Origin of the sequence: Sneathiella sp. (genome assembly GCF_041689005.1) — a bacterium.
In the GTDB taxonomy this organism is placed as follows: Bacteria; Pseudomonadota; Alphaproteobacteria; order Sneathiellales; family Sneathiellaceae; genus Sneathiella.
The window spans coordinates 23,519-33,162 of sequence record NZ_JBDNHC010000051.1; the positions used below are offsets into that span (position 1 = coordinate 23,519).

Consider the following 9,644-nt stretch of genomic DNA (forward strand, 5'->3'; position numbering starts at 1 on the left):
GCTGCACTCAGTCCCCAACCAGGACCAGTGCGATTTGTGGGAAGGCGACCAGCAGTCCGATAATCAGGAACTCCATCAGAACAAAGGGAATGCACCCCTTGAATATTTCGCCAAGTGGCGCGTCTGGTACACTGCTTTTAACAACAAAAACATTCAACCCGACAGGAGGCGTGATACAGCCCAGCTCGACCGCCTTCACAACGATAATGCCAAACCAGACTGGATCGTACCCAAGCTGCAAAATGATCGGGAAGACAATCGGCATGGTGATCAGGATCATCGAGATGCCATCCACCAGCGCACCAAGGACAAGATAGATGACGATAATCAGGGCGAATATCGCTATCGGCGGCAGATCAAAATGAACGATGCTGTCCGCAACGAGAGTTGGCAGTTGCGACATATTGAGCGCCAGACTGAACAGTCCCGCCCCGACGATCAAAAAGAAGATTGATGAGGTGCCTGCGCCCGTTTCCCATAAACCCGCCTTCAGGTTTTCCCATGCGTTCGGCCGCCGCAGGACCATAATTAGGGCAAGAAGTGCTCCGATGGCCGCGGCTTCGGTCGCCGTGGCAACACCAAGATAAATAGATCCCATGACAACACTGAAAAGCAGCATGACTTCCCAGGCGCGTCCCAGAGATACGAACCGTTCATTCCAGGTCGCGCGGATGATTCCCCTCTCCATTCCGGCGAGGTCAGGTTTGATCTTCACCATGACATAAATGCAAATCATATATATCACTGCGGTCATAATCCCGGGCAATACCGCGGCAATGAACAGCTTCACCAGAGACACTTCGGTAATGAAGGAATAGATCACCAGCACACCGCTCGGCGGAATCAGCACGCCAAGCGTTCCCCCCGCAGCTATGCATCCGCCCGCCAGAGAGTATTTGTATCCCCGAAGCCGCATTTCAGGCAAAGCCACACGAGCCATGGTTGAGGCTGTTGCGACGCTGGAGCCACATACCGCGGAAAAGGCAGCGCATGCAAAGACCGTGGCAATCGCCAATCCGCCGGGGATATGGCCAAGCCAACGCTGGCCCGCCTCGAAAGCATAACGCGAAAGGTTGGCCGAGAATGCCATATAGCCCATAAACAGAAACAGGGGCAGGACAATAAAGGAAAATGTAGCCGTATAGGAATAGGGGAAATTAGCGAGTAAATATTCCACCGCGCCCCAGGGCCGCATCGCGATAATACCGGTAACTCCCGTTGCGGCCAAGGCAATAGCAATCGGGATGCCTGACAACAGCAGGACCAGCATCATGGTGACCAGCAACGTACCAATAATTGTGGGATCCATTCAGATACTCACTTTTTCATTATCCGCTGCGTTTTCCGGGACCAGCCCGAGATGACGCAAAAGATCAAAAAGAAACTGTAATGTCAGGCAGCCTAGTCCGATGGTGATGAGAATGCGCGATGGCCAAACGGGAAACGCAATAATGCCATAGCTCGACTCACCGCTGAGCATCATGCTCCAGGAGAGTTCCGCCGTCAGCCAGGTGAGCAACCCAAGCAGGGTTGTTGAAATCAGCGAGGTGACAATATTGACAACCCGCAACGCGCCCGTCGGCAAGAGCCGGGTAACCAAGTCAATGGCAAAATTATGCCGCCGTTGTTGTGCCGCGGCCATGCCAAGATAAATTAACGCGACCATAAGCAGGACCGCAAGCTCGTTACCACCAATCAACGGCATATTCAGAAATGTTCGACCGGCGACGTCAATAACGACGACGAGCATAGTGAACAAGGTCAGAAAGCCGCTGGCAATTCCTAAACGCAATAGGAACCGTTCGAAAACATCAATTACTTTTATCATCATGACTGACACCCTGAATGGAGAGGAATGCGCGAAAGGAACCATAAGTTCCCTTCGCCAGTGTAACCATCAAAGTTCAATCAAGAACCGCATTCTTCCTTATAGACCTCAAAGCCGGTCTTGTAGGTGGATTCCGGCTCATATTTCCGAATGAGGGAAATATAGTCATCCAGTACCTGTTTGGCATCTACATTTGCAGATTCGCCCGCCCATTTAATCCAGGCGTCAGTAATTGGCTTAAAGGCGATTTCACGAACCTCCGCTGCGGCTTCATCCGTAAACAAGTTGATCTTCAAGTCGCTTTTGGCGACGGTCGCACAGAGCTTTTCTGCAGCTTTTTTCACTTCTTCTGCATGCATTTTGTCGAAGCGAGCCGCAGCTTCGGCAGCGACATCCGTGATAAGTTTTTGATCCTTGGGACTCAGGCTTTTCCAGCGATCGAGATTGATTGCCAGCATGTTCGCCGCATAAACGCCCATCCGACCACCGTCGGAGCCGAATTTGCCAACTTCTGACAAACCGCCCTTTATTGCCGAATCAAAAGGTGCCGCCGTCATCGCATCTACGACACCACGCCCCATGCCTTCGACTGCTTCTGGGAAAGGAACGGCAACTGTTGTCGCGCCGAGAGCTTCTACAACATCAGCGATGGCAAGAACCGCACGAATTTTGAGCCCCTTATAATCGGACGCCTTTGTGATCGGCACCCGCGACCAGATCGTATTTTCTGCATATCCGCGCGTATAGATAAGCTTAGCGTTCCGCCCTTCATATTCATTCCGCAAATCAGCATTAGTCTCATACAATTCACCAAATGCCTTGGTTACAGCATCAGATTTTTCGGTAATGAATGGTAATGTCACATTAGACAACGGATAATCATTGCGGTTATAGGCGCTTGGCACACCCGCGACGATATCCACGGCGCCCCGCGAAAGCCCAGGAAATAAATCCGGTGCCTTCAGCAAGGAACCACTGAAATAACGTTCAAAGGTAATTTCGCCCTTACTACGCTTCTCAATCTCGTCCATGAACCAGATATCAGCTTGTGACGTTGAATAGACTTCAGAAACATAAGTTGCAAAAGTAAGTGTCTCTTTTGCTTCGGCCGGAGATGGCGAACCAATAGCGATGGCCCCTACAAGCCCTAATGCGCTGAGGATAAATTTCGACGTGTGCATTCAAGTTTCTCCCTCTATTTTTGTTGCGGACTCAACCTTGCCGGTTGCCGCTTGAATTGGGTGAACCATTAATTCTCCACCAAAGATGTTGATTATTCCATATCTTTGCGAATATAGTCAACAGATGAAATATGTGTTCATATTATGAACATATTGAAAAGCTTCCAGTCGTCCTAATTACCGAAATAGGAAGCAGGGAAAAACTAGGAGAGATTAATGACCAGCAATAATAATCGCGCCTGTATCGTCGGTATTGGCCAGACTCCCTATAAGCGTTGGGGAACGGTGACTGAAGAAAGCGAATTCAGCATCGCCTGCAAGGCAATCATGGCAGCGGCGGAAGATGCCGGACTTCCGCTAAGCGAAATCGATGGGTTCTCCGCGCATTCCGACGACAGAAATGATCCGGCACGGCTTGAAGTAACACTGGGGATCAAACAGCTCCGTCTGGCGACGATGGTCTGGGGCGGCGGCGGCGGCGGCGCCAGCGCGTCGCTTTCCCATGCTGTTGCCGCCGTTGAAAATGGTAGCGCCAATTATGTCGTCGTTCTCCGGGCACTCTGTCAGGGGCAGCAATTCCGATATGGTCAATTCCATGAATGGAGCGCTCATCAGAAATTTGCCTCTCCCTACGGTCTTTTCTCCCCGCCCGGTCAGGCCGCCCTCACCTTCCGCCGCTATATGCATCTTTATCAGCTAAAAGAAGAGCAGCTGGCGCGGGTCGCGCTTGCCTGCCGCGCCAATGCCAATCGGAATCCGAATGCCGTAATGTATGACAAGCCGCTTGACATGGAAACCTATCTGGCCGGACGGATGATCGCCGAACCTTACCGTTTATATGACTGCTGTCTGGAAACCGATGGCGCCTGTGCGTTAATCGTCACGACACGTGAACGTGCTGCTGACCTGCCGGGCAAGGCCGCACATGTTCTCGCCGTTGGCCAGGGAGGTGACGGCAGGTGGGGCACTGGCAATTTTGGCAATTATAATATGCCGGAAGAAATTTTCTCAATTGGACCTCAGGCAAGGCTCGCCAACGAATTGTTTGCAAGGGCCGGAGTTGATCGCTCGGATGTCGATGTCGCGCAGATATATGATGCCTTCAGCGGTGGCGTCATTACGACGCTCGAAGCTTTTGGTTTCTGTGGGCCCGGTGAAGCCGGTTCCTTTGCAGAGGACGGTAATCTCGACTGGCCAAACGGTGGCCTTCCCATCAATACGGCCGGCGGCTTGCTTTCCGAAGCTTACGTGCATGGGCTGAATCTCCTTGTCGAAGGCGTCCGGCAGGTTCGCGGCGAATCGACGTCCCAGGTTGACGATGCGAAAATCTGTCTCGTCACCGCCGCGGCGGTGACACCAACCAGCGCAACACTTCTTGGTAGTGAACCGAACTGACCGGAGAACCGAGCAATGCAATACCGAACTGGGAGAGAGTAATATGCAATATGATATTATCATCAAAAACGGTTCCGTTGTTGATGGTCTTGGCGGAGAGCCCTATCAGGCAGATGTGGCAATTCTTGACGGCAAGATCGCCGAAATCGGCCATATAGACAGCAACGCAACGGAAGAAATCGATGCGACAGGGAAGCTGGTCACGCCGGGTTTTGTCGATATCCATACTCACTACGATGCGCAGGCGACCTGGGCGGAGCGTCTGACCCCGTCCTCCAGTCACGGTGTTACAACGGTCGTTATGGGAAATTGCGGCGTCGGCTTTGCCCCTTGCCGACCGGAAGATCATGACAATCTGATCCGCCTGATGGAGGGGGTTGAAGACATTCCCGGTGTCGTTATGACCGAGGGTATTCCCTGGAAATGGGAATCCTTTCCAGAATTTCTCGATTTTCTAGGCCAGCGCAGCTATGATATCGATATTGGTGCCTATATTCCGCATGCGCCGTTGCGCGTGTATACCATGGGCCAGCGCGGCCTGAACCGCGAACCCGCTAATGCCGCGGACCTCGCGCAGATGTCGAAAATTGTCACGGAAGCTATAGAAGCCGGTGCCCTTGGCTTCTCAACTTCCCGGAGCCTCAATCACCGCTCCAGTGACCAGCAGTTGATGCCCGGAATTTCCGCTTCTGAAAGCGAACTGATCGCGGTTGCAAACGGCATTAAAAAAGCCGGCACCGGCCTGTTGCAATTTATTGCGGAGTTCAGTGAGCCCGAAAACGATTTTGCAATGCTGCGGCGGGTAACCGAAAAATCCGGCGTCCCTATGACCTTTTCGCTTTCGCAACGGCCGAATACCCCGGATTTGTGGCGGACAATCCTACGGCTCGCGGAACAGGCGAATAAGGAAGGCGTCAACATAAAGCCGCAGGTTTACTGCCGGCCCATCGGACTATTGCTCGGTCAAAAGCTTCAGTACAACTTCTTCTTTTTCTCGCCGAGTTACGTTGCGATCAAGGAACTTCCGGCCGACGAAAGGCTGGCGGCAATGCGGGATCCGGAAATGCGGCGTAAAATTATTGAAGAATTCCCGGCCGATGTGCCGGATTCGGTTATCAACCGATCGCTCATTGATCTGAAAAATATTTACCTGATGACGGACAGCTTTGATTATGCACCAAAAGATCAGGATAGCCTCGCCGCAATTGCCGCACAACACGGCGTTCCGCTGGCTGAGCTTGCATACGACCTCCTTACTGAAAATAACGGCGAGAATGTCTTCTATGCGCCTGCATTGAATTATGCAGAAAAGAACCTTGATGCAGTCGAAGAAATGCTCAAACATCCGGATACACTCTTCGGCCTTGGTGATGGCGGCGCCCATGTCGGTATCATTTGCGACGCCAGCGGCCAGACCTTTATGCTTCAACATTGGGTCGGCAATGGTGATCGGGGAACAATACCAATTGGTCAAGTGATTAAATCCCTCACTTCCGACAATGCAAGAGCGATGAATTTGATGGATCGCGGTGTCCTTGCAAAAAACTACCGGGCTGACATCAATATTATTGACCGGAACCATCTGAAACTCTACCGTCCCGAAATGCAGTATGATTTGCCGCTTGGCGGTGGACGCCTCACTCAGCGGGCAGATGGTTATACCGCTACCATTGTCGCTGGAGAAGTGACCTATCGCGACGGCGAGCCGACCGGTCGCCTCCCCGGCAAACTGGTGCGCGGCGCACAATCCATTCCGCTATTTTAAAACATCCTCGGGGCAGGCGCTGTCAGACGAATGCGACCGCGTCTCTGTTTGGCGTAAATTGACGATAAGGTGCCTCTATTATGCCGCGCTGAGTTGCTGCCAATCGGCCAGTGCGGCATTTCGTTGAAGCTTGAATATTTTTCGGTTGATTAGGTAGCGCTCATGATTGAAGTGTTTATGGACAGATGCGTGGATTGAGACAAATTTCTGCAAACTTCGCAAGCGCCTGAATTTCAGCATCGCCTGCTCTCTTCGTCGAAATGGTAGGTGTGAGTTTTCACAGCGATTGTTCTTCCACCGACCGACTTATTGAACTTCAGAATTTCCGATGATCTTCATAGCGGCACGATATGAACGCAATCTATCTGTGACAATGATACGAGGTTTCCCATACCGTTTCATGATTTTCTTGAGGAATTTCAAAGCGGCTTTGCGATCGCGGCGTTTAGAAACATAAGCTTCCAGCACTTCCCCCTCATGGTCAACCGCCCGCCACAGGTAATGTGTTTCACCATTGAACTTCACAAAGACCTCATCAAGATGCCATTTCCAGTTTGAATAATTTTGAGATGGACGAATCCGTTTCTTACGGATTTCACTTGCGAACATTGGACCAAATCTGTTCCACCAATAGCGAACGGTTTCGTAGCAAATATCAATGCCGCGCTCATGAAGCAAATCTTCAACGTTACGAAGCGAAAGGGGAAACCTTACAGACATCATCACCGCAAGGCGGATGATCTCAGGAGATGTTTTGAAATAGCGGAATGGATTCTTATTTTTCATTCCAGAATTTTATGGAATTGCTAAGATACGGTCAAAGGCCAATTCTCTGACAGTGCCCCTGAGACTCATCAACTCGCATCACCCCAGCCAAAATCGCGTTAAAATTAATATATACTGGCTATACATTAAATTTTATGGCAGCTTTATCGAATTATTTCCAACAAATCGTCCGACTGTCATGTCTTTGAACCATCTTCAACTTGGTCACCTCCGAACCCTGATCGCAATTGCCGACACCGGAGGATTCACCGCGGCGGGTGAGCATTTAGGACGCACCCAGTCGACGATAACGCAACAGATGAATAGTCTCCAAGAAATCATCGGCGTCCCCATATTCTACAAAAAGGGCCGTAAGCGAGAATTCACTGAAGAGGGCATCGCACTCTTGCAAAATAGCCGCGAGATCATCGCGCGCTGCAATCACGCGATCGCAGCAGCGGGACGCAGCACTAAAAAGAATTTCGTCAAACTGGGGTTCCCGCCCGAAGTGGCCGACGACCTGCTGCCGCCGATCCTGGAAGCGTATGCGCAAAAATGGCCACAGGTAAGGGTCATCGTACAGGTGGTCCGCAGCCCCATCCTGATGGACATGCTGGAGGACGGCACTCTAGACATAATAATCAGCACGCGGCGCTCTGATGCATTCCATAGTATGTTCATACTGAAATCGCCGGTGCATTGGATCGCCGGCCCGGACTGGCATCTGGATCCAGCCAGCCCGATACCGCTCATCTTGACCGACGAGCCAAGCATGTTCCGACGTATCGCTCTTTCAGCGTTGGATTTGGCGGGGTTACCTTATTATGAACGCTTCACATCACCATCGCTAGCTGGCGTAAGCTTGGCCGTCGCCGCCAACATCGGCGTTACCGCGCGCATCAAAAGCCATGTTTTCGACACCGCCAAGATCGTCACCGAACGTGATGGACTCCCCCCGCTGCCGGATGTGCAATATTTTCTGCACCGAGAGGAAGAGGCCGCCGCCCCGCACATCCTCGATTTATATAGCATCATCTTAGAGACTTCTCGCATAATGGACCTCTCGTAAAAGCTGCACCTATTTAGGATTGGACGGCAGAACTTTACCTGTGCAATTGCCAAGCCCGATCCGCCGTGCACCATCTGCAATGCAATAACCGGACATTGTCAGTTCGTCGCCGTCCAGGAGATAGCCGCGTTCTTCGCCATTTTGCAACATCACCGGGTTTTTGCCGCGCCAGGTGATTTCAGACAGACAGCCTTGTGACCGCTCACCGTACTGCGACACGGTGCCGCTCCCAAACAGATCGCCCGGTCTTAAAGGACAACCGTTCGACGCGTGATGCGCAATCATCTGTAGCACCGTCCAATACATTGTATCGAAGGCGGTACGGGTCAGGACCTCTGGTGCGTCTCCCGCGGCCTGCATCGCGGGTGTCGACAAGCGTACTTCCAGTTTCAGGTCGATCCCACCATGGGCCGCGTTCTCTGCATCAACCAGATAATCAAGTGCGGCACCATGTTCCGGATCTCGCAGGCGCGCCGGCACACGATATGGCACAAGCGCTTCCTGTGTTACCACCCAGCCCGAAATCGACGTTGCAAAGCCTTTCGAAAGAAACGGCCCCAATGGTTGGTATTCCCATCCCTGCACGTCCCGCGACGACCAATCGTTTAACAAGCAGACCCCGAAGAAATGATCAGGCACATCGGCAAGGGGAATCGTTTGGAACTGCGGGTTACCGCCGCCGATGAAAATGCCGACTTCGAGCTCGAAATCGAGCATCTCGGTCGGTGCATAAACAAGCGTGCTGTTCTTCATGAACTGCCCGCGCGGACGCACCACGTCCGTCCCGGACACAACGACCGAGGACGCCCGCCCGTTATATGCTACGGGCAACGTCGTGAAGTTCGGCATCAGCGGGTTATCGGGCCGCGACATCTTTCCACCGTTGGTGGCGTGTTCGATTGAGCAATAAAAATCCGTGAACTCTCCGATGCGTGCAGGCAACAGGATCGTCACCCGATCCATCGGCAGCAAACAGGCGTCGAAAGCCGCTTGCTCCGCCGAGCCGTAGCGAAGTGCCCGGCTCAATCGTAATCGAAGCGCCGACCAAACCGTTGGCGAGGCGGCCATCAGCCCGTTGAGGACACTCGCCTCGAACACCGCCTCAGAAGCAGACTCAACGATTCCCTCAAGCAAACCAGCCCGAAAGCAGGCCCTGAGGTCGAGAACACAGTCTCCGATCGCAACGGCGATCCGGGGATCATCCTCGCTCGTCGGCGTTACGACACCGAACGGCAAGTTCTGTATTGGAAAATCCGTATCGGGATCGTTAGCACCCGCAACCCAGGATACAAGTGCCGGATCATGTGTTTCGTTGCGACTCGTCATTTTGTGCCCCCCTTACCCCATCAGCTTTGACTTATAATTTTGGATTAAGGATGTTTTTATCAGGTGCCGCGGCGCATCGCCGCGAAGGCTTGCTCCAGATCGCCAATTAGATCTTCGACATCCTCAAGCCCGATATGAAGCCTCACCAAGCACCCAGGGCCAAACTCGGCGGCGATATCACTCACCTTTCGGATCGGTTGTGGCAAGACAATCAGGCTTTCGAAGCCGCCCCAACTAGAGCCTATGCCGAAATATACCAAACTATTGGCGAAACGGACTGCATCAGCCCTGTCCGTCGTCCGGAGGACGAAACCG

Annotated in this window: 8 protein-coding genes and 1 pseudogene; 3 read left to right on the forward strand and 6 right to left on the reverse strand. The window is 52.5% G+C overall.

The features are described 5' to 3' along the window. Positions 1–7: 7 nt before the first annotated feature. The 3 genes from ACESNI_RS06005 to dctP form a co-directional block, all read right to left on the reverse strand. Positions 8–1,309, reverse strand: coding sequence for a TRAP transporter large permease (locus ACESNI_RS06005; RefSeq protein WP_373085610.1), 1,302 nt, complete (start codon positions 1,307–1,309; stop codon positions 8–10). Next, positions 1,310–1,831 (reverse strand): TRAP transporter small permease subunit, encoded by a 522-nt coding sequence (locus ACESNI_RS06010; RefSeq protein ID WP_373085611.1) that lies wholly within the window; start codon positions 1,829–1,831, stop codon positions 1,310–1,312. Positions 1,832–1,908: 77 nt separating this feature from the next. Continuing rightward, entirely contained in the window at positions 1,909–3,009 is a 1,101-nt protein-coding gene (gene dctP / locus ACESNI_RS06015; RefSeq protein WP_373085612.1) for a TRAP transporter substrate-binding protein DctP, read from the reverse strand. Positions 3,010–3,225: 216 nt separating this feature from the next. Between dctP and ACESNI_RS06020 the strand changes: the two genes are divergently transcribed. Together ACESNI_RS06020 and ACESNI_RS06025 are read left to right on the forward strand one after the other, a co-directional pair. Then, positions 3,226–4,404 carry a hypothetical protein gene (locus tag ACESNI_RS06020; RefSeq protein WP_373085613.1) on the forward strand — a complete coding sequence of 393 codons (1,179 nt, stop codon included), beginning with the start codon at positions 3,226–3,228 and terminating at the stop codon, positions 4,402–4,404. Positions 4,405–4,447: 43 nt separating this feature from the next. Next, on the forward strand, positions 4,448–6,169 hold the full coding sequence (locus ACESNI_RS06025; RefSeq protein WP_373085614.1) for an amidohydrolase family protein: 1,722 nt from the start codon (positions 4,448–4,450) through the stop codon (positions 6,167–6,169). A gap of 78 nt (positions 6,170–6,247) precedes the next feature. Here ACESNI_RS06025 and ACESNI_RS06030 read toward each other — a convergent pair. Next, positions 6,248–6,955 (reverse strand): annotated as a pseudogene (locus ACESNI_RS06030) (IS6 family transposase). A 178-nt stretch (positions 6,956–7,133) separates the two neighbouring features. Here ACESNI_RS06030 and ACESNI_RS06035 point away from each other — a divergent pair. Further along, positions 7,134–8,003: a LysR substrate-binding domain-containing protein gene (locus ACESNI_RS06035; protein WP_373085615.1), complete on the forward strand. Its 870-nt coding sequence runs from the start codon at positions 7,134–7,136 to the stop codon at positions 8,001–8,003. Between the two features lie 9 nt (positions 8,004–8,012). Here the strand turns inward: ACESNI_RS06035 and fahA are convergent, their stop codons facing one another. Next, positions 8,013–9,329, reverse strand: a complete 1,317-nt coding sequence (fahA, locus tag ACESNI_RS06040; protein ID WP_373085616.1) for a fumarylacetoacetase — start codon at positions 9,327–9,329, stop codon at positions 8,013–8,015. Between the two features lie 59 nt (positions 9,330–9,388). Beyond that, a partial coding sequence (locus ACESNI_RS06045; protein ID WP_373085617.1) for a PLP-dependent transferase occupies positions 9,389–9,644 on the reverse strand: 256 nt, incomplete at its 5' end.

What these genes read in the sequence shown, in the direction of transcription:
- ACESNI_RS06005 (WP_373085610.1), bottom strand. Translation starts at nt 1,309, where the DNA reads ATGGATCCCACAATTATTGGTACGTTGCTGGTCACCATGATGCTGGTC.
- ACESNI_RS06010 (WP_373085611.1), bottom strand. Translation starts at nt 1,831, where the DNA reads ATGATGATAAAAGTAATTGATGTTTTCGAACGGTTCCTATTGCGTTTA.
- dctP (WP_373085612.1), bottom strand. Translation starts at nt 3,009, where the DNA reads ATGCACACGTCGAAATTTATCCTCAGCGCATTAGGGCTTGTAGGGGCC.
- ACESNI_RS06020 (WP_373085613.1), top strand. Translation starts at nt 3,226, where the DNA reads ATGACCAGCAATAATAATCGCGCCTGTATCGTCGGTATTGGCCAGACT.
- ACESNI_RS06025 (WP_373085614.1), top strand. Translation starts at nt 4,448, where the DNA reads ATGCAATATGATATTATCATCAAAAACGGTTCCGTTGTTGATGGTCTT.
- ACESNI_RS06035 (WP_373085615.1), top strand. Translation starts at nt 7,134, where the DNA reads ATGTCTTTGAACCATCTTCAACTTGGTCACCTCCGAACCCTGATCGCA.
- fahA (WP_373085616.1), bottom strand. Translation starts at nt 9,329, where the DNA reads ATGACGAGTCGCAACGAAACACATGATCCGGCACTTGTATCCTGGGTT.